Source organism: Gracilibacillus boraciitolerans JCM 21714 (assembly GCF_000521485.1).
GTDB lineage: Bacteria > Bacillota > Bacilli > Bacillales > Amphibacillaceae > Gracilibacillus > Gracilibacillus boraciitolerans.
This window is the reverse complement of the sequence record NZ_BAVS01000002.1, coordinates 54,104-80,626: the sequence shown is the minus strand read 5'-3', so window position 1 is coordinate 80,626 and position 26,523 is coordinate 54,104. Positions and strand designations below refer to the sequence as shown.

20 protein-coding genes and 7 pseudogenes are annotated in these 26,523 nt (G+C 36.2%); 9 read left to right on the top strand and 18 right to left on the bottom strand.

What is annotated here, in order from left to right; genetic code table 11:
* Nucleotides 1-103 precede the first annotated feature (103 nt).
* Both JCM21714_RS03555 and JCM21714_RS20830 read left to right on the top strand, forming a co-directional pair.
* Nucleotides 104-910: a Gfo/Idh/MocA family protein gene (locus tag JCM21714_RS03555; protein ID WP_235182579.1), complete on the top strand. Its 807-nt coding sequence runs from the start codon at nucleotides 104-106 to the stop codon at nucleotides 908-910.
* On the top strand, nucleotides 877-1,173 hold the full coding sequence (locus JCM21714_RS20830) for a hypothetical protein (RefSeq protein ID WP_235182578.1): 297 nt from the start codon (nucleotides 877-879) through the stop codon (nucleotides 1,171-1,173). Before JCM21714_RS03555 ends, JCM21714_RS20830 begins: the two co-directional genes overlap by 34 nt.
* A 300-nt stretch (nucleotides 1,174-1,473) precedes the next feature.
* Here the strand turns inward: JCM21714_RS20830 and dhaM are convergent, their stop codons facing one another.
* The 7 genes and pseudogenes from dhaM to JCM21714_RS03520 form a co-directional block, all read right to left on the bottom strand.
* A complete protein-coding gene (dhaM, locus tag JCM21714_RS03550) occupies nucleotides 1,474-1,863 on the bottom strand; it encodes a dihydroxyacetone kinase phosphoryl donor subunit DhaM (protein WP_035721915.1) in 390 nt (129 codons plus the stop codon).
* A 2-nt stretch (nucleotides 1,864-1,865) separates the two neighbouring features.
* Nucleotides 1,866-2,486, bottom strand: a complete 621-nt coding sequence (dhaL, locus tag JCM21714_RS03545; RefSeq protein WP_084040564.1) for a dihydroxyacetone kinase subunit DhaL — start codon at nucleotides 2,484-2,486, stop codon at nucleotides 1,866-1,868.
* Between the two features lie 32 nt (nucleotides 2,487-2,518).
* Nucleotides 2,519-3,507: pseudogene (gene dhaK / locus JCM21714_RS03540) on the bottom strand (dihydroxyacetone kinase subunit DhaK).
* Between the two features lie 218 nt (nucleotides 3,508-3,725).
* Nucleotides 3,726-5,378, bottom strand: a complete 1,653-nt coding sequence (locus JCM21714_RS03535; RefSeq protein WP_035721912.1) for a glycerol-3-phosphate dehydrogenase/oxidase — start codon at nucleotides 5,376-5,378, stop codon at nucleotides 3,726-3,728.
* 71 nt (nucleotides 5,379-5,449) lie between these two features.
* Nucleotides 5,450-6,941: pseudogene (gene glpK / locus JCM21714_RS03530) on the bottom strand (glycerol kinase GlpK).
* An 18-nt stretch (nucleotides 6,942-6,959) separates the two neighbouring features.
* Nucleotides 6,960-7,808 (bottom strand): MIP/aquaporin family protein, encoded by an 849-nt coding sequence (locus JCM21714_RS03525; RefSeq protein WP_035721911.1) that lies wholly within the window; start codon nucleotides 7,806-7,808, stop codon nucleotides 6,960-6,962.
* A 225-nt stretch (nucleotides 7,809-8,033) separates the two neighbouring features.
* The gene (locus JCM21714_RS03520) at nucleotides 8,034-8,579 is read right to left on the bottom strand and encodes a glycerol-3-phosphate responsive antiterminator (protein ID WP_035721910.1); all 546 of its coding nucleotides are present in this window, start codon (nucleotides 8,577-8,579) and stop codon (nucleotides 8,034-8,036) included.
* Nucleotides 8,580-8,956: 377 nt separating this feature from the next.
* Here JCM21714_RS03520 and ppc point away from each other — a divergent pair.
* The 7 genes and pseudogenes from ppc to JCM21714_RS03485 all read left to right on the top strand — a co-directional run bounded on the left by ppc (nucleotide 8,957) and on the right by JCM21714_RS03485 (nucleotide 17,399).
* A pseudogene (gene ppc / locus JCM21714_RS03515) lies at nucleotides 8,957-11,718 on the top strand (phosphoenolpyruvate carboxylase).
* A 169-nt stretch (nucleotides 11,719-11,887) separates the two neighbouring features.
* A complete protein-coding gene (locus JCM21714_RS03510; protein WP_235182577.1) occupies nucleotides 11,888-12,130 on the top strand; it encodes a spore morphogenesis/germination protein YwcE in 243 nt (80 codons plus the stop codon).
* A 179-nt stretch (nucleotides 12,131-12,309) separates the two neighbouring features.
* Nucleotides 12,310-13,440 (top strand): glycerate kinase, encoded by a 1,131-nt coding sequence (locus JCM21714_RS03505; RefSeq protein WP_035721909.1) that lies wholly within the window; start codon nucleotides 12,310-12,312, stop codon nucleotides 13,438-13,440.
* Nucleotides 13,441-13,504: 64 nt separating this feature from the next.
* Nucleotides 13,505-14,455 (top strand): ribose-phosphate diphosphokinase, encoded by a 951-nt coding sequence (locus JCM21714_RS03500; RefSeq protein WP_035721908.1) that lies wholly within the window; start codon nucleotides 13,505-13,507, stop codon nucleotides 14,453-14,455.
* A 287-nt stretch (nucleotides 14,456-14,742) separates the two neighbouring features.
* Nucleotides 14,743-15,508 (top strand): annotated as a pseudogene (locus JCM21714_RS03495) (ABC transporter permease).
* A 21-nt stretch (nucleotides 15,509-15,529) separates the two neighbouring features.
* Nucleotides 15,530-16,315: an ABC transporter ATP-binding protein gene (locus JCM21714_RS03490; protein WP_084040563.1), complete on the top strand. Its 786-nt coding sequence runs from the start codon at nucleotides 15,530-15,532 to the stop codon at nucleotides 16,313-16,315.
* Between the two features lie 13 nt (nucleotides 16,316-16,328).
* Nucleotides 16,329-17,399, top strand: a pseudogene (locus JCM21714_RS03485) (ABC transporter substrate-binding protein).
* Between the two features lie 301 nt (nucleotides 17,400-17,700).
* Here the strand turns inward: JCM21714_RS03485 and JCM21714_RS03480 are convergent.
* From JCM21714_RS03480 to JCM21714_RS03450, 11 genes and pseudogenes are all read right to left on the bottom strand, one after another.
* A pseudogene (locus JCM21714_RS03480) lies at nucleotides 17,701-19,046 on the bottom strand (GH1 family beta-glucosidase).
* A 437-nt stretch (nucleotides 19,047-19,483) separates the two neighbouring features.
* On the bottom strand, nucleotides 19,484-20,050 hold the full coding sequence (locus tag JCM21714_RS03475) for an SGNH/GDSL hydrolase family protein (protein WP_369403431.1): 567 nt from the start codon (nucleotides 20,048-20,050) through the stop codon (nucleotides 19,484-19,486).
* Between the two features lie 145 nt (nucleotides 20,051-20,195).
* Nucleotides 20,196-20,540: a PTS sugar transporter subunit IIA gene (locus tag JCM21714_RS03470; RefSeq protein WP_268748277.1), complete on the bottom strand. Its 345-nt coding sequence runs from the start codon at nucleotides 20,538-20,540 to the stop codon at nucleotides 20,196-20,198.
* On the bottom strand, nucleotides 20,524-20,694 hold the full coding sequence (locus JCM21714_RS22700; RefSeq protein WP_268748276.1) for a PTS glucose transporter subunit IIA: 171 nt from the start codon (nucleotides 20,692-20,694) through the stop codon (nucleotides 20,524-20,526). The genes JCM21714_RS03470 and JCM21714_RS22700 overlap by 17 nt, the downstream gene beginning before the upstream one ends.
* A gap of 128 nt (nucleotides 20,695-20,822) precedes the next feature.
* Nucleotides 20,823-22,019: a glycoside hydrolase family 2 protein gene (locus tag JCM21714_RS20825; protein ID WP_235182576.1), complete on the bottom strand. Its 1,197-nt coding sequence runs from the start codon at nucleotides 22,017-22,019 to the stop codon at nucleotides 20,823-20,825.
* Nucleotides 21,940-22,251: a hypothetical protein gene (locus tag JCM21714_RS20820; protein WP_235182575.1), complete on the bottom strand. Its 312-nt coding sequence runs from the start codon at nucleotides 22,249-22,251 to the stop codon at nucleotides 21,940-21,942. The genes JCM21714_RS20825 and JCM21714_RS20820 overlap by 80 nt, the downstream gene beginning before the upstream one ends.
* Complete coding sequence (locus JCM21714_RS20815) at nucleotides 22,226-22,702, bottom strand: glycoside hydrolase family 2 protein (protein WP_439644444.1); 477 nt, start codon at nucleotides 22,700-22,702, stop codon at nucleotides 22,226-22,228. The genes JCM21714_RS20820 and JCM21714_RS20815 overlap by 26 nt, the downstream gene beginning before the upstream one ends.
* Before the next feature lie 135 nt (nucleotides 22,703-22,837).
* A pseudogene (locus JCM21714_RS20810) lies at nucleotides 22,838-23,345 on the bottom strand (glycosyl hydrolase 2 galactose-binding domain-containing protein); the annotation flags it as partial.
* A gap of 227 nt (nucleotides 23,346-23,572) precedes the next feature.
* Complete coding sequence (locus JCM21714_RS03460) at nucleotides 23,573-24,337, bottom strand: sugar phosphate isomerase/epimerase family protein (protein ID WP_035721906.1); 765 nt, start codon at nucleotides 24,335-24,337, stop codon at nucleotides 23,573-23,575.
* Between the two features lie 152 nt (nucleotides 24,338-24,489).
* The gene (locus JCM21714_RS03455; RefSeq protein ID WP_035721905.1) at nucleotides 24,490-25,533 is read right to left on the bottom strand and encodes a Gfo/Idh/MocA family protein; all 1,044 of its coding nucleotides are present in this window, start codon (nucleotides 25,531-25,533) and stop codon (nucleotides 24,490-24,492) included.
* Between the two features lie 16 nt (nucleotides 25,534-25,549).
* Nucleotides 25,550-26,521, bottom strand: coding sequence for a sugar phosphate isomerase/epimerase family protein (locus tag JCM21714_RS03450; protein WP_035721903.1), 972 nt, complete (start codon nucleotides 26,519-26,521; stop codon nucleotides 25,550-25,552).
* Nucleotides 26,522-26,523 lie beyond the last annotated feature (2 nt).

The window sequence follows — 26,523 nt, the reverse complement described above, 5'->3', positions numbered from 1 at the left end:
TTCCAAACTTTTTTAAACTTTTACTGCGAAAAATTTGGAAGTTGTGTTATATTGCTATTATATGATATCGTTTTCCAAAAAAGCAAAAGTGAGGAGATTCTAAATGAGTAAGCAAATTTCTGTTGTTCTAGTTGGTATAGGCGGATACGGGCACACCTATCTTAAAAACCTTTTTAACGAAGGTAATGAGAGCGCATTCGTTATAGGAGTGGTCGACGTTGCGCCCGAAAGATCAGATTACTATGAGGAAATCAAAGATAGAAATATACCAATCTATCATTCTTTAGAAGACTTTTATCAGGATCATCAGGCAGACCTTGTGATTATTTGCACACCTATTCATCTACATAAGAGTCAATCTTGTCTGGCAATGGAAAATGGAAGCAATGTTCTATGCGAAAAACCAGCGACAGCAAATCCTAAAGATTTACAGGAAATGATTGCTACTCGCGACCGTACTGGAAAAAAATTAGCAATTGGCTTTAACTTATCCTTCACGGATCCAGTGCAGGAGTTAAAATCAGACATATTAGCAGGAAAGTTTGGCAAGGCTAAAAGAATGAAGACGCTTGTATTATGGCCTCGTAATGCAGATTATTTTAATCGATCAGGTTGGGCAGGGAAAAAGTACAGTCCAGAAGGCGAGATGATCTTTGATAGTGTAGCAAACAATGCTACAGCACACTTTTTACATCATCTTCTTTATTTATCTGGTGACAGCATTGAAACAAGTGCTGAGATTGATCAGCTTAGTGCGGAATTATATCGGGCTAATCCGATTGAAACGTTTGATACCTGTGCCGTCCATTTAAGAACTAAAAACGAGGTAGAAATAATTTACCTGGCAACACACGCCGTAGAGGAAGAACATCAGCAATGTATACATTGGAATTTGAAGATGCAACAATAACCTATCATCCTGAGGAAAACCAAAATAAAATTATCGCTAAATGGCATGATGGCAGAGAAAAAATTTACATTGAACCTGAAGATTATCATGTCGCAAAACTAGAAGTAATGTATAAAGCCCTCCAGGATCCAACCAAAAGTATCTTATGTGGACCTGAAGCAGCAAAAGCACATGTAAACGCAATTTATGGCATGCATCAATCTGTCAAGAAATTCCTGAATTTCCAGAACATTTGGTCGCCTATAACCAAAAGAAAAAATTAACTACAGTACAGGGACTTGACGAAACACTAAAGCAATGCTATCAACAATTCTGTTTACCTAATGATTTAGGTGTGGAATGGAGTGAAAAAGGACAATTAATAAGCTTCTAGGGTTTTAAAAACCGCATATATACTAAATTTGCAACGTCATTAAAGAGTTCGAGATGTTTATTATAAAAAAAGAAAATCCAAGCGATGATTTCAGCCGCTATTAATAGCAGTCGACATCGCTTGGATTTTTCTTTTGTAAAGGAACAAGCAGTAGTGATTGCTTATTCCAATTTTACATTAAATTAGTTACCTACATGCCGGGTAGCTGTAGTTTTTCAAGAGCTGTAATAACTTCATCTAATGATTTACCCATGTTTGCCTCTACTGCTGCAATATATGAACCTTCTACCAGTGGTACATGATCAGCAATCTTTACATCTGATTTCCCTAAGAATTCTATAGCCATTTCAGCATTCATTTTTGAACTGCCCAAGTCATAAAACAGTACTACGCCATTACCATGATCTACTTTTTTAATAGCGTTCATAATTTTTTCCACACTTGTACCTATCTCTTCATCATCCGTTCCTGCAGCTACTTCGATCGGCACATCTGTTATTACTTGTCCGATAAGATCTGTTACACCATTAGCAATTTTCACGCTGTGAGAAATAATAACCATACCAACTTTATCAGACATTTTTATTCCTCCACTTCTAACACTGCAACCAGTGCTTCAAATATATAAAAGGATGACATCGAGCCTGGATCAATATGTCCAATAGAGCGCTCATTTAAATAAGATGCTCTGCCTTTTGTAGCAACCATTTCTCGGGTGTCTTCTAGGGTTGCCTGACAGACTTCCATCATCTCCTGCCAATCTTCTACTTTTTCTGACTTTAGAAACGCAGTGACCTGATACCATACGTCATACATCGTTTTCTCACCAAATTCTGCTTTTCCCCGCATTTTAATACCTTCCAAAGCAGCCTCCATTGCCGCTTGGAAATTTTGCTGATTTACATCTTTATTTTGGAGCGCCATGGACATCTTTAAGAAAGCAGTACCATATAACGGACCAGACGCACCTCCAACTTTTGCTGTTAAGGTCATCGCTGCCGATTTTAATACATCCGCAACAGTATCATACTCGGTATCAGCAATCTTGTTAATGACCTCTGAAAAACCTCTAGCCATATTGATACCATGATCACCGTCGCCAATGGCTTGATCTAATTCTGTTAATTGTTCTTTATGTTCCTTCATTCTTTTATTAATTTCTTCCATCCACTGTTTGGTTTGTGCTACCGTTAAAATAGTCATGTTACCCACCTTCATTTCTACTATTTAAAATTTTAAAACGTGTTGATTTCTGTTTTTTCCTGTAATGCAGCTTTTATTTTGTCATCAAGTTTTAATAATGAGATTGAAAATCCTGCCATTTCCAACGAAGTCATATATTCTCCTACCCATTTTTCCCTAATTTGAATCCCTTTATCAAAAAGAAGTTTGTGAAGGTGTCGATAAACAATATATAACTCCATTTTTGGTGTCGCACCGAGTCCATTCACGATTACAGCCACTTCACTATTTTTATAATCTAAATCGGAGAGTATTTTGTTTACTAATATCTCTGTTATTTCGTTAGCAGTTCGCAGAGAAGTGCGTTCAATTCCTGGTTCACCATGTATACCGATTCCAATCTCCATCTCGTCTTCTGCTAATGTAAAGCTTGGTTTACCAGCTGCTGGAACCGTACCGGCTGATAATGCAACACCCATCGAACGAACATTGTTTACCACATGTTCCGCCGCATCTTTTACTTCCTGCAGACTTGCTCCACTTTCAGCTGTTGCACCAGCTACCTTATGAACAAACATTGTCCCAGCGATTCCACGACGACCGGTTGTAAACGTACTATCCTCAACTGCTACATCATCATTGACAATTACTTTATCTACTTTGATTCCTTCTGCCTCAGCTAACTCAGCAGCCATCTCAAAATTCATCACATCGCCTGTATAGTTTTTTATGATAAGCAGCACACCAGCACCACTATCAACAGCTTTAATAGCTTCTAAAACCTGGTCAGGTGTAGGAGAAGTGAATACATCCCCCCACATACAGCCGCATCTATCATCCCTTTGCCCACATAACCTGCATGTGTAGGCTCATGACCGCTTCCACCACCACTGACTAATCCGACTTTACCTTTGACAGGTGCATCCTTTCTTACAATAACATTTGTTCCTTCCAGTCTTTTTACAAGATCGTCATGAGCCTGTACAAAACCTTCCAGCATTTCATCTACTACCTGATCTGGATTATTGATTACTTTTTTCATAACAGTTCACCTCATTATTTATGATAATTTCATTTTATACAAAACAGAATTATATTTCCAAATATATCATGTGTTTAATTGTTTTCTAAGAACATTATCCATTGAAATTCAAATAATATAATTTAGACTGTTCATTTAAGTTTGTTGATTACGAATATTTTAAACATGGCTATCATTAAATTTTCTTACACAAAAAATACAAGTCGTGAGGTGCTTTCTCACGACTTAACTGGATGAACAGCTTCATATAGTAATTCGTCTAATTCTTCTGTATATCTTTCCGTTTGCTCATTTGACCAATTTAAGATTTTTTTCATTTCTGCAATCACAGCTTCTTTTTCACGTTTTACCCAATCAATATCAAAAAATAATGCGCTGGTTCTGCGAACGAAGAAGTCTACTGGCTTACATGTTGCCTCGTGATCAATACTGTAGTAAAGCGTTGCAGCTGTTACTGGACGAAGATCAGTTTTATCTTTCTTCTGTTGATAATATTCAAATACCACAGGCACATTGGAACCATATCGCTGCACTAACAAAGCTGATTCAACTTCTGATAATCCTAAACTCATACCTTTTGCGACCTGTTCTTTCTTAAATTCTTTAAAACCTTTTGAACCTCCAACATCGCCACCAGAAATCGGCACGTGTTTCGTATCACTAGGGTAAAACACTTTTCTTTCCGCTTTTACCATCTTATCCTGAATGACATTAACGACATCCTCTGCCATTTTGCGATATCCAGTCAGCTTACCGCCAGCAATCGATATCAAGCCAGATTCCGATTCAAAAATTTCATCCTTCCGGGAAATTTCCGAAGGATCCTTTCCATCTTCGTGAATTAATGGCCGCAAGCCTGCCCAGCTTGACTCTACATCTTTTTTTGTAATATTGAGCCGTGGAAACATAAAGTCAATTGCTTTAAGCACATATTCTTCATCTAATTCAGTCATAGTTGGGTGAGCGATATTTCCTTTATAAACCGTATCGGTAGTACCTACATAAGTCTTACCGTTTCTAGGAATGGCAAACACCATTCTGCCATCAGGTGTGTCAAAATATATCGCTTGTTTTAAAGGAAAAGTAGAGCCATCAAACACTAAATGAATGCCTTTTGTAAGTTGTAGTGTTTTTCCTTTTTTTGAATTATCTTTTTCCCGAATGGTGTCTACCCATGGACCTGTTGCATTCACAACATACTTGGCTTTGATATCGTATATTTCTTGCGTAAGCTGATCCTCTACTTGGACACCAGTAAGACTTCCTTCCTCATATAACAATTCATTTACTTTGGCATAATTTAAAGCTAATGCACCCTTTTCCACAGCTTTTTTCATCACTTCCAGTGTTAATCTTGCATCATCTGTACGATATTCTACGTAATAACCAGCACCTTTTAAATCCTGATCTTTTAGTAATGGTTCTCGTTTTAACGCTTCATCTTTACTAAGCATCTTACGTCGTTCAGATTTTTTAACACCCGCTAAAAAATCATAGACACGTAAACCAACATTGGTGGATAAAGGTCCAAATGATCCTTCTTTATAAAACGGTAGCATCATCCACTCTGGTACGGTTACATGTGGGCCGTTTTCATAGACAATTTCTCTTTCTTTCCCCCCCACTTCTGCGACCATTTTTACTTCAAATTGCTTTAAATATCTTAATCCGCCATGTACAAGTTTGGTAGATCTGCTTGAAGTCCCTGCAGCAAAATCCTGCATTTCAATCACCGCTACCTTTAGCCCTCTTAATACCGCATCCAATGCAATTCCTGCACCAGTAATCCCGCCTCCGATAACAATCATATCTAAAGGTTCCTGCTTGATTTGTTCATAGATTTCTATGCGCTTTTCACTTGAGAAAGTCATAGATTACGCCCCTTTATAATTTCTGTAGTTTTAATGTAAATGATTGGTTACAAACAATTAATTTTTATCTATTATTTAAATACTCTTGTTGCTTCTACTGCTTTTTGCCATCCTTGATATAATTCATTACGGTTACTATCATTCATCTCACTTGTGAATTTTTGATCAATTTTCCATTGTGCACTGATATTATCTCTACTTCCCAATAACCTACTGCCAAACCTGCTAAATATGCTGCGCCTAATGCAGTAGTTTCAATCACCTGTGGTCTTTCTACTGGAACATCTAATAAGTCGCTTTGAAATTGCATTAGGAAGTTATTCGCAACTGCTCCACCATCAACTCTTAATGATTTTACTTCAATGCCTGAGTCTTCAACCATTGCATCCAAGACATCTTTTGTTTGATACGCAATAGATTCTAAAGTAGCACGAATAAAGTGTTCTTTCTTTGTACCACGTGTTAAACCAAACATTGCTCCTCTTGCATCACTATCCCAGTATGGTGTACCCAATCCAACAAATGCAGGAACAAGATAAACACCGTCTGCTGATTCAACTCTATTTGCATAGCTTTCTGTTTCTTTAGCTTCCTTAAACATTCTTAATCCATCACGCAACCATTGAATAGCTGATCCAGCAACGAAAATACTACCTTCAAGAGCATATTCAACCTTCCCATCAATTCCACAAGCTAATGTTGTTAGCAGACCATGATCAGATCGTACAGGCTTATCTCCCGTATGCATTAACATGAAGCATCCTGTACCATATGTGTTTTTAACCATTCCTTTTTCAAAACATGCCTGGCCAAATAATGCTGCTTGTTGATCACCTGCAGCACCAGCAATAGGAACGTTTTGACCAAAGAAATGATAGTCAACAGTTTCACCATATATTTCAGAAGAAGATTTAACTTCTGGCAACATACTAGCTGGTACCTCTAATATGTCTAACAATTCCTGATCCCATTTCAAATCATAAATGTTATACATGAGTGTTCTGGATGCATTCGAGTAATCTGTAACATGCTCTTTGCCACCTGTAAGTTTATAGATTAACCAAGTATCGATGGTACCAAATAGTAGTTTTCCTTGATTTGCTTTCTCACGGGCACCTTCTACATTATCAAGAATCCATTTCACTTTTGTTCCTGAAAAGTATGCATCTACTAAAAGACCTGTTTTATTGCGAAAAGTATCCTGATGTCCAGCTTCTCTTAGCTCACGGCATATCCCTTCTGTCTGACGTGATTGCCATACAATCGCTTTATAGATTGGCTTTCCAGTTTCTTTATCCCATACTACAGCAGTTTCACGCTGATTCGTTATACCAATACCAGCAATTTGAGATGCATCAATATCTGATTTCCTTAAAGCTTCAGCTATACAGCTAAGACAGATGTCCAAATTTCGTTGGCATCATGCTCCACCCAACCAGATTTAGGAAAAAATTGTTCAAATTCTCGTTGTCCTACTTCGACTATCTCCCCCCCTTTTTGATTAAAAATAATCGCTCTTGAACTTGTTGTTCCTTGATCAATTGATAAAATATACTTTTCCATTATTCTTCCTCCCATGCATTATATTATCTGTTTTTTGCTAGAATCATTTTTATTACTTATTGCGTCATTATGTTTCTTAAGTTCCGTTATTAAAGCAATTATTAGTATACCCAATACCACGAATGACATAATCCAAAACAATACGGTAATTTCTCCAACAAAAAGTGAATTATAAAAAACTGCTCCATATATACCGCCTATTATAGGTCCAAAAATAGGAACCAAAGCATATCCCCAGTTTGAATCTCCTTTACCAATAATCGGCAATATAGCATGTGCAATTCTTGGACCTAAATCTCTGGCAGGATTTATCGCATAACCAGTTGTTCCACCAAGCGACATCCCAATCGCTACAATTAGTAATCCCACAATTGCCGGATTCAATCCTTCCGTAAAATCATTTGCACCGATAAAAAGTAATCCCATAATTAAAACGAAAGTACCTATCATTTCACTCACTAAATTAGATGGTATGCTTTTAATCGCTGGATCGGTAGAAAAAACTGCTAATTTAGCCCCTTTATCTTCTGTTTCTTTCCAATGTGGAAGATATTGAAAGAATACTACTATTCCACCAATAAATGCCCCAATTAGTTGAGCAGTAATATACATTGGTACTTTACTCCAGGGGGGGAATTCACCTATAGATGCAAACGCAAGTGTAACAGCTGGATTAAGATGTGCACCAGATATGCTCCCTACAGCATAGACACCCATCGTAACTCCTAATCCCCATCCCAAGGTGATAACAACCCAATCAGCACCTTCAGCCTTAGACTTTTTCAAAACCACTCCTGCTACGACACCACCCCCCCCAAAAATAATGAGAATCATCGTACCTATTAATTCAGCTAAAAATTCAGACATTTACTTTCACCCCTTAACTATATTTCACCCTGACCTTTTCAATAACAAGTAAAAACATGCACGTGCAGTGTTAAATTAAAAGAGTCCACACAGACAAAAATGTACCCTTTCCTAGGAAAGTACATTAATTGCTGTGTAGACTCCATTTCTCCAACACATTCATTAACTTGTTAAATCAATACTACATCATAATTAAAACGCTGTCAAATGGTTTGTATGAATTTATTACCATAATTCTATACAAGAGGTAGTGATGGCTACAGCACCACTGTTTAATGCTTGATTTACATCTTCGTTTGTTTGAATTAATCCTCCAGCTATAACTGGAATTCTAGTCATATAAGCTATTTGATGTATGATAGTGGGAATAATTCCCGGTAACACTTCGATATAATCTGGTTTTGTCTGTTTAGTTAGTTCAATATTTTTATCAACTGCTGAACTATCAATCGCAAATAATCGTTGAATTGCGAGAATATTACTTTTTTTTGCCATCGATATCACATTTGCACGGGTGGAAATAACACCATCAACTTTTATGTGTCTAATCAAATATTCCATGCCGTATTGATCCACTTTTAAACCATGAATCAAATCAGCATGTACTAATACCTTTTTATCAAATTTTTTAGCATGTTGAACAATTTGAGGAAGTTGAGCAATTCTGGTGTCTAAAATAATTAACAACTCATGCTCACTTTTTAACAAATGTTCAAAATGTTTCATTGTTCTAATTGCCGGAAGTACACCTTCTAATTTCACTTCACTCATCCTTGTTTTTAAAAATTTGCGAATATTACAAATTTAGCATAAACTTATAAGTGTTACAGACACTTATATACATAATAATACATGTTTTTCAGACTATTGAGACAATAAAGTAAAATCATTATTCATTTTTATTGAATCATGTTATCATATTATGTGTGTCTAATTTGTGTTATGTTTTCATTTATTTTCTGCGAGACTGCGATTCTAAAGCATCTTTGAATCGTTTGTCCAATGTCAGCCCTCTAATCTGATTACAACCAATTTTCTATGTGAGTTATAAGACGCTCTAGCCTAACATTCAAAGAACGACGCTACCAGAGATATTAAATCCATTCAAATATCTTATAAATCAAAACTTTGAAAGGAAGTGGGACAATATGGAAACAACGTCAGAAGAAATATCAAATGTATCTTTATTAAAAGATGTTGAATACTTAACAACCATTTTAGATGAAGTATTGTTACATGAAGGTGGGGGGGAGACCCTGCTAAATGTTGTGAAGGAAATTCGTGTTCTTTCAAAAGAGGTTAGAGAAACTCATGACGAGAATACTCAAGAAAAAATAAAACTAAAAATTAGCGAGCTAGAGCCTGGAATTCGACAAAAGGTGATTCGTGCCTTTTCCATGCACCTGCACATATTAAATATTGCAGAACAGAATTATCGAACAAGAAGACGTCGTGAATACCAATCCCAGGATGCCAATATTATTCAGCCTGGTTCACTTGAAGCTGGTGTTAAACAACTTATGGATAATAATGTGTCTCCAGATCAGATAACAGATCTGCTAAGTAAATTATCATTGGAGCTAATCATGACAGCTCATCCAACCGAAGCAACGAGAAGAACAATTCTGCAGATTCACAAGAGAATTGCTCAATTGTTAACTTCTTTGGACTACTCTTATACAAGATATGAGAAGAAATTAATCAAAGAGCGTATCTCAAATGAAATCACTATTATGTGGCAAACAGAAGAAATCAGACAAAATAAACCTTCCGTAATGAAAGAAGTATCAAACGGGCTGTATTACTTTGATCGTATTTTATTTGATGTGCTACCTAAAATACATGATGATCTTGAGGATCTATTATTTGAAAATTATAACCAAAGATGGACTATTCCTTCATTTTTACGTTTTGGCTCCTGGATCGGTGGGGATCGAGATGGCAACCCAAATGTAAAGGCAACAACCACATTTGATACATTAAAGCACCATCGTGAACTAGTACTTAGAAAATATAAAGAAGCTATTAGTACTTTAAAAGATCGCTTAAGTCACTCAGATTCTAAAGTGGATTTTAGTGAAGAAATAAGAGCATCTATCGAAAAAGATAGACAGGAATTAAACGAAATCGGCTGGTACAAAGAGGATGAAGTTTACCGCGTGAAGCTTTCGCTAATGCTTAAAAAACTTGATTATACGGAACAAGATGATCCACGTGGCTATGAAAAATCAGAAGAACTTTTAGCTGATTTACAGTTAATCCGTGAAAGTATGATGATTCATCATCCAAATCACAATCCTGTCAAATTATTACGAAAAGTAATTAGGCAAGTAGACTTATTTGGTTTTCACTTAGCGTCATTAGATGTACGTAATCATAGTGGTGAACATGAATCAGCGTTAACAGAGATTTTTCACAAAGTAGGAATTGCTGACGAATATAAATCACTTGATGAGAAAGAAAAAGTATCAACACTTATAAGCGTACTTGAAAATCCTCGTCCATTGATCTCTATTTACGATGAATTTTCACCTGAGACATCAGAAGTGATCGATACCATCAGAGTCATCAAGCGTGCTCAAGATACGTTTGGACTTCGTGCCATTGAAGTATATTTAATTAGCATGACAGACAACGTAAGTGATATTCTGGAAGTATTAGTACTGGCAAAAGAAGCCGGGTTATATCGCGTCTATCCAAATGGAAAAGTGGTAAGCCGACTTCATGTGGCACCTTTATTAGAGACCATTGATGATCTTAAAAATGGACCAGAAATGATTAAACAATTATTTGAAATTCCATTATACCGTAAGCATTTAGAAGCTCGTGGCGACTTACAGGAAATTATGCTTGGCTATTCAGACAGTAGTAAAGATGGCGGTAATATTACTGCTAACTGGGAACTATACAAAGCACAACAAGATATTCACGCTATGGCATCTGATTATGGGGGGGTTAAATTAAAATATTTCCATGGTCGTGGTGGTTCTCTTGGCCGTGGTGGCGGACCACTATATACTAGTTTATTATCGCAACCTGCTATAACTTTAGGGGGATGGGGTAAAAATTACCGAACAAGGTGAAGTATTATCGTCACGTTACTTACTGGAAGATATAGCCTATCGTTCTTTGGAACAGGCAACTTCTACTCTGTTAACTGGTATTATGGGGGCTAAATGACGATAATACCAAGATGCAACCTTCACAAGAAGAAGTGGATACGATGAGTATGATTTCAGAATATGCATTAAAAAAATATCAATCACTGGTATTTGAAGATCCTGGATTTATCCAATACTTTAATCAGGCGACACCATTACATGAGTTAGGCGATTTAAACATTGGTTCTCGTCCTATGAAACGTAAAGGTAGTAACCACTTTGAAGATTTACGAGCAATTCCATGGGTATTTGCCTGGACACAAAGCAGACAGCTTTTACCAGCTTGGTTCGCAGCAGGTACAGGATTCAAAAAATACCTAGAGAAAACAGACAATCTTGAACAATTACAAAAAATGTATAGCAAATGGCCATTCTTCCAGGCAATTATAAATAATCTGCAAATGGCATTAACCAAAGCAGATCTTCAAACAGCAAAAGAATATGCTAACATGATGGAAGATAAAGAAATTAGCGACAGAATTTTTGGTCAACTTGCAGAAGAATACGAGGAAACAAAAGCTATTGTTCTTAAAATTACAGGACAGGAAGAATTATTAGATAATCGACTAAACATTAAAGAATCTGTTCGATTACGGAACCCATTAGTAGATCCGTTAAACCTTTTACAAGTTCAACTTATTTCTCAGCTTCGCAATGAAGGAGAAGAAAGCGAAAAATATGATGAGCTTTTAACAGAAGCACTGCTTACAATAAACGGTGTCGCAGCAGGTTTACGTAACACAGGTTGATTTGATCAAAAAGCTTAAAGCATTATTCTCATGCTTTAAGGCTTTTTGATGCAATGATTTTTTAATTTGTGTCTAAATCATGAACTAATTGTTACAAAAATATGAACTTTATGATATACTACTATAGAAACCACTTACAAATATAAGAATTTTATATGAGGTGACACATATGGATATATTATTAATTTTTCTACTAATATTTAGTTTTACTCCCGTTTTATTGTGGGGGGGAGATAATTGGAAAAAAACCGCAATTGGACAAATTCCTTTTGTAATTGGTGCATGGATTGTATTCTATCAGTATATTACAGTTGGTATTGGCTCAGGTCAAATGTATTTATGGGGGAATTTTTATTGCAAATCTGATATATGGTCATATCGCTTTTACCATCATTTTATTAGAAATGCGTAAGTCTATGAAATCTCACAGCCCGTTGGTACAACAAAATAATTAATACACTCATTTGATTAAAAGGAAAATGCGAAATAGTTTGCATTTTCCTTTTTCTATGTTTCATCTCTATTGTGTGTAAGCGATAACTACCGTATAATTTAAAAGAATATCGTGAACAATTGGGGGGGGAAAACTATATGAAAATTGTAATAGCACCAGATTCTTATAAAGGAAGTCTTACCGCTACTGAAGTCGCCATCACCATTTCTGATGCCATATTGGAAACAGGAGACCACCAAGTGATATGTAAACCGATGGCAGATGGTGGTGAAGGTACTATTGACGCAATTTTATCCGCTAGCAATGGAGAAAATATAAAACTTTCCACCAGTGGTCCTTTAGGAAATACGATTAATACAAATTATGCTATGATAAATAATTCCACTGCTGTTATCGAAACTGCCCTTCATGCCGGCCTATATCAAGTACCGACAGACCAACGTAATCCTGACCACACGACAACTTATGGCATCGGAGAAGCCATTTTAGATGCAATGGATAAAGGGTGTAAACAAATCGTTGTAGGACTAGGTGGAAGTGCCACAAACGATGGAGGTTTAGGTTTATTACAAGCATTAGGTTTAAAAGTATACAACAAACTGGGAAATCAACTGGACAAATATGGTCAAGACCTTCTGAAAATTGATTCTGTTGATGTAAGCAATCTTGATCCACGATTAAAAACTATCGACTTTAGAATTGCATGTGACGTAGAAAATCCCTTATATGGTGAAATGGGAGCAAGTGCTGTTTATGGCCCGCAAAAAGGTGCCACACCCAATCAAGTATTAGAATATGATCAAGCCTTAAAAAAATATGCACGTTTAATCGAAGCAATACTTGGTCATGAATGGCATGACACACCAGGTGCAGGTGCAGCTGGTGGGCTGGGATTTGCCTTTTTAGCAATTGGCGGAAAATTAGAATCTGGGGGGGCAAAATTAATTGCAGAATCGATTAATTTAGAGGAAACTATAAAAAGTGCAGATCTGGTTATTACAGGTGAAGGTCAAAGTGATGAGCAAACGTTGTACGGTAAGGCACCTGGCTATGTTGCAGATGTAGCTCATTTATATAACGTTCCAACCATTTTAATTTCAGGCAGTCTTGGAGAAAACAATCAAGCATTAAGAGATAAATTTGCTGGATGCTTTTCGATAGTTAACCGTCCACTTAGTTTAGAAGATTGTATGAAAAATACCAGAACGCTTTTAGCTGAGCAAACAAAACAAATAATGACATTAATTCACAAAACACGAGCAAGATAACTTGTCTCCACTATCTCTTTTTGCGATAATATAATAATGAATACACACTTAGGAGGTCGTATACTTGAGCAGTACATACAATAATTCCAAGTTGAAGGTTTTTTCCTTAAATTCTAACTTGGCACTTGCAGAAGAAATTGTTCATCATATCGGTATAGATTTAGGTAAATCATCTGTCAAAACCTTTAGTGATGGAGAAATTCAAATTAATATTGAAGAAAGCATTCGAGGTTGTGATGTATTTGTTATTCAATCTACGTACGATCCGGTAGAAGATCATATTATGGAATTGTTAATTATGACAGATGCCTTAAAAAGAGCTTCAGCTCGTTCTATTAATGTCGTTATCCCCTATTATGGATATGCTCGTCAGGATCGTAAATCACGTGCTCGCGAACCGATTACCGCTAAATTAATTGCGGATTTAATTCAAAAGGCAGGAGCAACTCGAATGATTTCCATTGATTTACATGCTCCTCAGGCACAAGGGTTTTTCGATATACCCGTTGATCCGATTACTGCTGTTCCAATCATCGGTAAATACTTAGAAGCAAAGCAATTAGAGAATGTTGTCGTTGTTGCACCAGATCATAGTAGTGTCTCTCGTGCAAGACAGTTAGCAGATCAGTTAAAGGCACCGATAGCGATTGTAGATCGCCGTGGTCCGAGAGACAGTACTTCTAGTATTAATATTGTAGGAGATGTTGCTGATAAAACAGCGATTATTGTCGATGACATTATTGATACAGGAAGAAGAATTACGACGAGTGCTATAGCATTGAAAAATCACGGTACAAAAGAGATTTATGCCTGCAGTACACATCCAGTACTTTCAGGTATTGCCGTAAATAAAATTGCTGAATCTAATTTGAAAGAGTTAATTGTTACCAATACCATACCAATTCCAGAAGAAAAGCAATTAGATAAGATTACACAATTAACCATTGCGCCCGTTATCGCAGAAGCAATTATTCGATTGTATGAACAGCAGTCCGTTAGTTCTCTATATCATTAGACTAAAAAACCATGTTTCACATTTTTGTGGAGCATGGTTTTTATATGAGATAATCGTTTTTTGAAGAGCTACTTATAATACTCCTACCACCATGAAAATTCTAATCCTTTCCTACTTCTTTTTTAAATTAACCTTCGTAATTTTATGCACACCTTCTGGGCGAACACATATGATATCCATATAAAGTGAGACATACCAAAGTCATAGTCAAATTAACTTCTTAGACTTAATCTTCCGTTGAATTGGGGGGTTTTAACGAAAAGCGTAGCCAAAAGGAGAGAGATATTTTGATTAAAAATCTTACGAAAATATCATTGCCACAAGTGATTACCATCTCCTCCCCATTAATCTTATTACTAATCTGGGAATTCTGTTCACAATTTTCGATTCTAGATCCACGCTTCTTTCCAGCACCAACTTTAATTTTAACTAAACTTATACAAATGGGAGAATCCGGAGACCTTTTTACACATATTTATGTTAGTTTAACAAGAATTATTATTGGTTTTGCGTTAGGCGTAATTCCTGCTATATGTATTGGTTTGCTAATGGGAATGTATAAATATTTCAGACACTTTTTTTCACCAATTATTATGATTTTTATGCCGATTCCTACATTAGCGATGTTGCCGATTATATTAATCTTATTTGGTATCGGCGAATTTTCTAAAATGATTACCATAGCGATTAGTGTCTTTTTCCCGGTAGCGATTAATACTGCTGCAGGTGTTGCAAATATTGATCGAATCTATTTAGATGTTGCCAAAAATTATCACGCTAACGTGAAGGATTTCTTCTTTAAAATTGCTTTTCCCGGGGCCTTGCCAGTAATGTTAGAAGGAATCCAAATGGGGGCAAGCGATCGCATTACTAACCATCGTTGCTGCAGAAATGATCGGCGCCACTTCTGGGATTGGATATTTAATCTGGATGAATTACAAAGCTTTTCTATTGCCGGAAATGTACGTTGGGCTCATCCTCATTTCATTTTTTGGATATTTTTTCTCATTATTACTTAGAGGTTTGGAACGTATACTATTGCCCTGGAAATAATTAAGAAATGAGGGGATATCGTTGACAAAAATTGAAATTACGGATTTATCCAAACATTTTATTAAAAAAAATAAGTATATTGAAGCGTTACAGAATATAAGTCTAACCATTAAACAGGGAGAATTCGTTTGTCTGCTGGGGGGGCCAAGTGGATGTGGTAAAACAACCTTACTACGGATACTAGCCAACCTAGATAAGCCAAGTAGTGGAGATATAGTTATTCATCAGACCGAAAAGAAAAATCCTTTACAATCAATGGTATTCCAGGAGAATGGAGTTATCCCTTGGCTTACTGTCGAGGAAAATGTCGCGTTTGGCTTAAAGATGAGGCATATGCCGCAATCTTTTATAAAAGAACGAACAGAATATTATTTACAAAAAGTTGGGTTAACCAACTTTAAGCACTTGTATCCAAAGGAATTATCAGGAGGAATGAAACAACGCGTAAGTATTGGCCGCGCATTTGCTAATGATCCTGAAATTTTATTAATGGATGAACCCTTCGCTGCATTAGATGAGCAAAATAAATTTATTTTACAAGAAGAGCTATTGTCGATCTGGCAGGAAACAAAGAAAACCGTTTTATTCATTACTCACAGTATTGACGAAGCATTACTTTTAAGTGATCGAATATTACTAATGAGTGCCCAACCAGGTCAAATCATCAAAGACATATCCATTGAAATAGAGCGACCGCGTTCTATCGAAAAGGTCCGATCAGATCCAAAAATGACGAAGATATTCCTTGATATTTGGAACCACCTTCAAAGTGAAGTGAAAAAATCAAGATTATTAAATGAATCTTAATGGAGGAATACAAATGAAAAAGATACTATTTCTGCTGATTGCTGGAGCTTTCTTTCTATTAATTTCGGCTTGTAACTCGTCAGACTCAGAAAATACTAGTAAGCCGGAAAGTACAGACCATTAGCACCATTGGAAGAAACAGCAAAGGTCGTTATTGCAGAAGATGGCTCAGCATCTGGTGCCGGATTCTATATTGCTAAAGATAAAGGTTATTTTGAACAGTACAATATTGAAGTAGAATTTGCTACCTTTGGAAATAGTGACGAAATGCTTCCAGCAGTTGCTGCCGGTGAAGTAGATGTAGCTGGGGGGTGTCTCTTCCGCATCCTTCTTTAATTCCATTGCTCAGGGTATTGATGTCCGATTTATTGCAGATAAAGGTCATAATAATGAAGGAAGTTCCTATTTCACTTTTGTTGTACGAGAAGATCTTAAAGATGAATTAACAGAATATGAAGACGTTAAAGGTAAAAAAATCGCAGTATCCACAAAAAATGCTGTTGATCATTATATTTACAGCGAAATGTTAAAGCACGCCAACGTCGCTACAGACGAAGTAGAATTTGTATTAATGAGTGATTTCAGTAATATGATGGCAGCAATGGGTAATAAACAGGTTGATCTAGCTTTACAGATTGAACCTTTAATTACACAAGGAGAAAATCAAGCCATACACCAACGTTTTCATGATGCAACAGACTATGCACCAGAAGCACAAATTGCCATGGTGCTTGGTTCACCTAAGTTTTTAACGGAACGCAGAGATGTAGCTATTCGTTTTATGGCAGCCTATCTGCAGGGTGTAAGAGATTATAACGATGTCTTTATAAAAAATATCGACGATGATGGTGAAGTAATATCTATCATGGCCAACCACACGGCATTGAAGGATGAAGCATTATGGGAAGAAGTTGGTGTTACCGGTTTAAATCCAAATGGTTATATCTTTGAAGAAGATGTCGAGAAACAATATCAATTTTATCAGGAAAATGGTGCCATTCAAGGCGACTTAAATTTTGACAAAATTATTGATATGTCATTGGTAGAAGAAGCGTTAAAGATTATCGGAACTTACGAAGAATGAAAGTTGCTTAGATCAGACGCAAAATAACTTAATATCAAGTCTCCTTCTGGGAACAATTTATATCATTGTCATAAATTAAAAAGAAAAACTTAATTGCACGAAAAGATACCACTCCATTAATTTCTATAGCTAAAGTTAAAGAGTACATCTCTTTATGAGATGTACTCTTTACTATACTATAATCACTAATGAATTTTCAATAAAGTGAGACTTCAATCAGTGGGGGTTTTACGGACGGTTAGCGCCGTGATAAACTGATTAAGTCACATACAAATCTGCATCTGATCAGCATTTTTTAATGTTAATTCTCAAACCAATTATTATCAATCATTTGCTTATACCAATAGTAGCTGTCTTTTTTCGTGCGTTCCAATGTTCTGTAATTAACATGGACAATTCCAAATCGCATGGTATATCCTTCTGCCCATTCATAGTTATCCATTAATGACCAGGTAATATAACCTTTGATATTTACGCCTGAACTAATAGCGCGACTTAATGCTGTTAAATGCTGCTGCAAATAATTGATACGCCCTACGTCTTTTACTCGACCATTTTCCGGTTCGTCATTATAACAAGAACCATTTTCAGTAATAAAAATTGGAATATCCCCCATAACTATTCTTAACTCGCATTAATACATTATAAAAACCTTCTGGAAAGATCGGCCAGCCAATATCGGTCCGTTCATCATTCATTTCTATCTTTTCCCAATCTAGTAATCCTTCATTTTCTTTATAACGACCAATATGTCCTGTATAATAATTAATACCAAGGAAGTCAACAGGCTGATTTATCGTTTCCATATCACCGTCTTGTATATCTAATTCAACACCTTTTTTCTTGAACCAATCCAGCATAAAATCAGGATATGTTCCTTTGAAGACTGGATCCATAAACCACTCAATATACCAGCCAATCTCACGGTTACATGCATCGATATCTTCCTGACGATTACTAAATGGCTCGATCCATGTAGTATTTGGAGCAAAACCAATTTGTCCGTCAATCCCTAGTTCACGAAATTTCTTCACTGTTTTCCCATGTGCCACTAATAAGTGATGCGAAATTTGTGTGGCAAGCTGAAGATCATGATTCCCCGGTGCGTGAACGCCAATATAATTAGACAAGAAGGAAATACACCATGGTTCATTCAATGTTAACCATTGTTTAATTTTACCTGAAAACTCATTAAACATAACTTCTGCATAGTTTACAAATGCATCAATCGTTTCGCGGTTATTCCAGCCACCTTTATCTTGTAATGCTTGTGGAAGATCCCAATGGTATAGAGTACACATAGGCTCAATACCCGCTTCCAACAGTTTATCAACCAATCGATGATAATAGTCCAAACCTTCCTGATTCACTTCACCAGTTCCATTTGGGAAAATCCGTGGCCATGCTACCGAAAAGCGATACACATCAATACCAAGCTCTTTCATAATATCCACATCTTCTTCAAAGCGATGATAGCTGTCACAAGCGACATCACCATTATCACCATTCACCACATTCCCAGGTGTCTTAGAAAAAGTATCCCAGATAGATACCCCACGTCCACCTTCTTTTGTTGCTCCTTCAATCTGATATGAAGCTGTTGCTGTTCCCCCATTTCATATCTTTCGGAAATTGTATAATTGCCATTTAAAATCCCTCCAAAAATATATAGTTTGTTAATAATTACTGAAAATATAACCTTTATACACACATCAACTTACAGGAAACCGATTTCCTTTTGATTTGAAAAAACACAAATTATAATGCAGTTTATCTTTTTAAATAATGAATACTCCTAGTTTTATCACTTTTACAATTAAAAAAATTACCGTTTTGCTATGTAGTCTTCAAAATTTGCTAGTTCTAGAGGATACCGGTTTCATTATACCACAAAAAAAGCTGTCAGTTAATAAAAATAATTTATAAATGTTTATTTTTTATTTTATAACTGGGTGAAGATGCAATTGTTTTACATATTCTTTATTCAAGTATTGATCATGGTCATATGCAAGAAATTAAATCAATGTTATGGACAGATTTTAACTTTCTACTCCATTTCTGTCCGTAAAAAACAGTCGCTGATTTCACGACTGTTTTTCGACTGCCTTTATCCATGTTTTAGCCATCAATAGATTACCAGCACTATTCATATGGACACCGTCTGTTGTTAATGCATAACCACTATCTTCTTTTATATAATCAAGAAACACCTGGTGTGTTGGCACTAAAACGGTTTGAAATTCTAATGATAACTTTCTGACTATTTCTACATATTCCCTTAATCTCCTGTTACCTTCAGAATTAAGATCTTCTTCAATTACGGTCGGCTCCATTAAAATAATTTGTTTATCTCTTATTTCATATAATAATTTCCGAAGTTTATCCTCAAAAACATCAGGTGTGACCTGGTCCATATCTGGCCGATCCAACTGGCGCCAGACATCATTAATTCCAATCGAGACAGAGACGACTTCAGGATGTAGATCAATTACATCTTCTTGCCATCGTTCTTCTAGATTAGTAACACGATCGCCACCAATACCACGATTAAAAATTTCATAGTTTTTATTTGGATTTGTTACTCTTAAATAATCATGAAGAAAACGAACATAACCGCTCCCTATACCTTCTTGATCTTCAAATCTACCCATTCTGTTATACTGTCGCCTATGAATACAATTCTGTTTCCTAATTCCATAACCATTCTCCTCAGCCTATTTCAGTGAATTTCCTTTCCTTATTGTACCATGACTTTACAATACGCTCTCACTTTTACCATAGATATTAAAATCCAAGTCATTTTTTACTTCTTTTCAATATGAAACAAGATACCCTCCCTGCTCTTACATCTTGTTCTTCCGTAATATTACTCATTGCAAAATCATCACCATTTAATAATATAATTGGCGTTACTGTCTTATAACCTTCTGTTGCAATAGTATCGATCTCAAATCTAGCAAGCAGATCTCCCTTTTTTACCTTTTGCCCATTTTTAACTTGAATATCAAAACCTTTACCATCTAATTCAACCGTCTCTAATCCCATATGGACCAAAATTTCAGCACCACCATCTGTTTTCATACTTATTGCATGTTTCGTTTTAAACACATCCACAATTTCACCATCAATTGGGGGATACAACTTGTTTATCCGTTGGTTCGATCGCCAACCCATCACCCATCATTTTTTGGGAAAACACTTGATCTGGCACTTGTTCTAAAGGGATAATCTTACCTGTCAAAGGTGCTACCACATCTGTATTAACTTCTTTTTTTGAAAATAGATTTTTCAGCATTACTTGTACCTCCATTTCTATTCAATCTCTATTTATATCTACCCTTAATTCCTCTGAAATAATCAGATTAACGATTCCCTAATTTTTTCATATAACATAATCATACATACTTGTTATTTTAATAATAGCTATATCTCCAGAAATAAATGGTGGGGGGAATTTACATTAGATGATCTTTCAAAAAAATGAATCTTTTTCTTTTCGCCCGGTATAAGATTAAATTTATTTTCGCTAAAATAACCTTCCTTATCTGTTTCCAACCATACATCCTTGGCTAATTTTTCAGATTTCAAATAAGCACAAGTTACGCCATCTTCTTCAATTAATTCATACGTAATATTGGGTTTTTCTAACGTTAGATCTTTTATTGGCTCAAAGAAAATGTCTACAGCATCTATTAACTTCTTATTTGCTTCTATAATTCCACGTAATACAATTGGCTGTTCCTGCTTTTTATACTGGATAATCTTATCAACCTTTTCACTTTTCACTAGAGTTGAAGTATTTGCGCCTGCCAATACCAACTCTTTATTCTCATATAATAGATTTCCATTCCTATCGAATAGTTTTATAGTGAGCTCTGCAGAAACATTGTCTAATATATCCGAGACAATATAGAAATTACATTCACTACCTTGCTTATCTATAATTAACGCAATATCCTTATAACGATCTTTCACAGTATATTGTAACGCTTTCCATCTCCCATAATAATCCATACTTGCCCATGAAGCTACCGGCCAACAATCATTTAGCTGCCAATATAAAGTACCCATACAAAAAGGCTTATTTAGTCTATGGGCTTCAATTGCTGACTTAATCGCATCAGCTTGTAACGTTTGACTTAAATATAAAAAGGATGAAAAGTCTTTTGGATCCTTATAATACATTTGCATATAATTTTTAATCAGTCGATTACCATCTCCATTTTTTTGATGATGCAGCATTACTTCTGATTCTAATTCAAGATCATTTTCTTCTGCATAACTAAGCACGGTTTTCTTCTCAGGAAACGATTGAAATCCGTATTCACTCATAAAGCGTCCAACATACTTTTTGTATTCTTCTAAAGGCTTTAATCCGTGCCATACATCCCAATAGTGAATATCTCCTTGTTGTAGTGAATCAAAAGTAGCGTGTTGTGCTTTCGATTGAGATAGATCCTGCATAGGAGAACTTGGCCAATAATCAGTAGTTGGATCGAGTTCTTCCACTACATCTGGCAATATATGATGAAATATATCATCATACGCTTTCCAAATAACCTCTCTTTGTTCCCCGGGTGTAGAGTTCTTTCCAACCCCCCCAGCCGCCATCTTCATCATATTCAGACCAAGCTGCATCCATTTCGTTATTCCCACACCACAATGCAATACACGCGTAATTGCGTAATCGTTTGACATTGTCGATCGCTTCCTGTCTTACATTTTCTAAAAATGATTGATCTCCGGGATACATGCTACAGGCAAACATAAAGTCTTGCCAAACTAATATGCCGTATTCATCACACAGTTGATAGAACAGATCGTACTCATAAATGCCTCCACCCCCAAACACGAAGCATATTCATATTCGATGCAGCTGCTGTTGCAATTTCATGACGGTATCTTTCCTCCGTTACATCTGTTTGAAAACTATCATTCGGTATATGATTAGCACCTTTTGCAAAGATTGGAATACCATTTAATTCAAATTGAAACGTAGTACCATACTTATCTTTGTTTCGTATAAGTTGAATTTGTCTTAGACCTGTTTGCACTGACACTTCAGCTAATATATCATCTTCATCTAAAATATTGGCATAAAAGGTATAGAGATTTTGTTCACCTAGTTCTCTTGTCCACCATAATTTTGGATGAGCAATCGTAATCGGTACAGAAATAGAATTTGTTCCTTTCTCAAGTTTATAAGTTTCATAGGCTCTTTCTGAATCTGTATCCTTTATTTCAATTGTTATTTCTTTACTAACCGTAGATTTTATTTCCAGGACTGCAGTTAATTGAGCCACTTCTGTTGAGATAGAGGATTGTTGAATATGAAAATCAGTTATATTTACCACGGACCATCCTTGTAAATACACATCTTTCCATATACCACTTGTTACAAAACGCGGTCCCCCCCAATCCCAGCCATAATGATAGGGTGCTTTTCTTGCAAAAACACTTAGCTTATTCTCACCAACCTCACCATCTTCTGAATGATCATTTACTGCAGGCAAGTTGTATCCTAATTCGTTCGGTTTTTTCATGTCCCGATTTATTGGTGAATGAATAGATTCGTAATGTGTTTTCTCCGATTGATAGAAATGGTTTTACATCAATATTCCATGTACGAAACATATTATTTGTCTCGATTAATTTATGATCATTTAGATAGATATCTGCGTATGTATCTAAACCTTCAAATATTAACACGACTACTTCTTTTGACAGCATTTCATTTGAAACATCAAAAACCGTTTTATATTCCCAATCTTTTTTATCAATCCATTGCATATCCAATTCGTTTTTTCCATAAAAAGGATCTTCAATTATATGATGATCTCTTAAGTCGTGATGTACACAACCAGGTACAGTAGCACTTAACCATATCTTTTCGTTGGCTTGTTTAAATTGCCATTTCTGATTAGTAAGGTTTTGCTTTATTTTCATTTCAATTACCTCCAACTCTATTATAATTTTGTTTGTATGTCGATATTACGGTAACATGAAAAAAATCGCTTGCTTTTCATATATCCATTTTAAATATTTTGACTTATTTCAAATAAATGGCCTGCCTTTTCATGAAAGACAAGCCATTTAAGATTAGTTATAAATGCTTATTTATTTTTTTGTAATTAAGAAAATTCCTTATCTCGTTAACTATGAGAAATGATATTTCAATTTTGTATCAATTTCCTTAAGTTCACTACATTTTCCTTCGCGCTGTCTAATGGATCTCCATCGAACTGCTCCTGTTCAATAATATACCAGTTGACACCAACGGATTCACCAGTTTCCCAAAGCGCTTTGATATCGAGCATTCCTTTACCTATTTCGATACTGCGTTTTACATCATTTTCAATTTTCATATCTTTAATATGTAAGGAAACTACCAGATCATTATATGCTTGTATCGTTTGTAACGGATCCACTCCGGCGTGTGTCGCCCAGTAACAATCCAGTTCCATTTTTACATACTCGCGATCTGTTTCTTCAAAGATTATATCAAATCCTCTTTTTCCATTACCTAAATCAAAAAACTCCATATTATGATTGTGATAGGCAAAAGTAAACCCATTTTCTTTACACTTACGGCCAATTTCATTTAATTCTTCGGCAGCACGATAGTATCCACCCTCATCTTGGCGGTATTCTTCTGGTAACATTGGACAAATAATCAGATCGTTACCTATTGCGCGATTATACGCTAACGATACATTTAATTGATCTCCTGTCAAACTGTCAAAAGGCATATGACTACCAGCAGCTACTAAGCCAGATTCATCCATTACTTGTTTTAATTTTTCTGCAGCTGTATCGAAAAATCCAGCAAATTGAACCGCTTCATAGCCCATTTCTCCTAACTTACTTAGTGTACCTAAAAAATCTTTATTCGTATGCTCACGAACCGAATATAACTGAATTGCTATTTTCCCCCCCATTACTCCTTCACTCTCCTTTAGTAACTAATTTTCAACATCTTGATAGGAATCCTGCAGTGCTAGGCAGGATATATCTCCCTCTTAACGGGAAATAATGACTTATCCCGTCAAGCGAGCAATATATCCCGTGAAGCGAATCCCCTAGCGACTGTTTAGAGATTAACCGCTTTTCCTGTTTCGGCTGATTGATATAGTCCATCGATAATTTTCTGGATGCTTGTTCCTTGTTTGGCAAAACGATCAGATATATTTCCTTCAACACAATCTGTTATAAAAGCATGTATTTCTGTTTCATGCGCATTCACTTCAGGTAAATAAGCTGGAGTTAGATCAATCAATGTATCATGTTTTTCCTGATACATTTTCAGCGGAAAAATATCTGCTCCACCTTGATCTCCCATCAATGAAACCTGCATGGTATCTCTCTTTTCTACATTTGCTGCGAAGGCTGATTCCAATACAAGTGAGGCTCCGTTCTTAAAAGTAATCATCCCAACAGCCATATCTTCAATCGTATAATTTTTATAATCCCAATCGCCAAGCAGTCCGACACCTTTTTTGGTACCTATTTGTTGGTGGGTTTGACCTAACACGACCGCTGGTTCTGGATAACCCATTAAATAAAGTGCCGTATCTAGCATGTGTACTCCAATATCAATTAATGGACCGCCGCCTTGTAATTCTTTATTTGTAAAAACGCCCCCCCATCCTGGTATGCCTCGACGTCTAATTGCCTGGACGCGTCCTGAGTAGATGTTTCCCAGCTCTCCTGCATCAATAAATCGTTTCGCTGCCTGTGTTTCAGACTGGTAGCGATAATGGAATCCGTACATTAACAATTTCCTTGATTTTAAAGCAGCTTGTTCCATTTGCTTTGCTTCTTCTTGATTCATTGCTGGAGGTTTTTCACACAATACGTGACAGCCTGCATCTAAAGCTGCAATCGTGGCCTCTTTATGAAATTTATTGGGAACGCATACACTAACTGCGTCTAATTCAACCGATTCCAACATGGACTGATAGCTATCATAAACATTAGGTATATTATTTTCTTTAGCAACTAATTGTGCTCGCCCATAAGCGACATCTGCTAATGCGACAATTTCGACTTGTTCCGATGCTTTTTTATATGCCGGAATATGCACAGCTGTCGCTATGCCACCAGCACCAATTAAACCAACTTTAAGCTTTGCCATAAAAATCTTCCTTTCCTTATGCCCACCACATATCTGTTGGACTTTCTTTGATAATGACAGCTTGCAAGTTATCAACAGCTCGAGAAAATCCTTCATCAATCGACATGATTGGATCTTCATGTTCAATACTTATCACATAATCATACCCAAACATTTTTAATGCACTTATCATGTTTGACCATTCTTGTAAACTGTGACCACAGCCAACGGATCGAAAATTCCATGCCCTTGTTTGAACGTTCCCATATGGCTGCATGTCCGTTAAACCATACATATTAACATTATCCTGATCAATATAGGTGTCCTTTGCATGAAAATGATGGATCGCATTTTCTTTTCCCAGGATTTTAATTGCTGCTACCGGATCGATTCCTTGCCACCATAAATGACTAGGATCCAAATTTGCACCAATAGCTGGGCTTGTCAACTCTCGCAACTTTAGCATCGTATAAGGTGTATGAACTAAAAATCCTGCATGTAATTCAATGCCAATCTTCACATTATGTTGTTCGGCTAATTGACCAACTTCTTTCCAATATGGCACTAATTTCTCCTGCCATTGCCATTCTAAAAGCTCGGCATATTCATTTGGCCACGGTGCTACTGGCCAATTTGGTGCCTTTGCATTTTCCTGGTCCCCCCCTGGTGTTCCTGAAAAGCAATTAACTACAGGAACTCCTGTTAAACCAGCTAATTTAATTGTTCTACGGAGGACATCATCACTCTCTTTGGCAAATGTATGATCTGGAGTTAATGGATTTCCATGGCAGCTAAAGGCACTGATCGTTAAGTCTCTGTCTTCAACCGCTCGCATAAATAAATCACGTTTGGTTTGATCATTTAACAGTTCATTTATCTTACAATGAGCATCGCCTGGATAACCTCCAGTGCCAATTTCAACAGCATCGAGACCACTTGCTTTCACGTGATCGAGCATATCTTCAAACTTCTTTTCCGAAAAAAGTACAGTAAAAACACCTAGCTTCATCC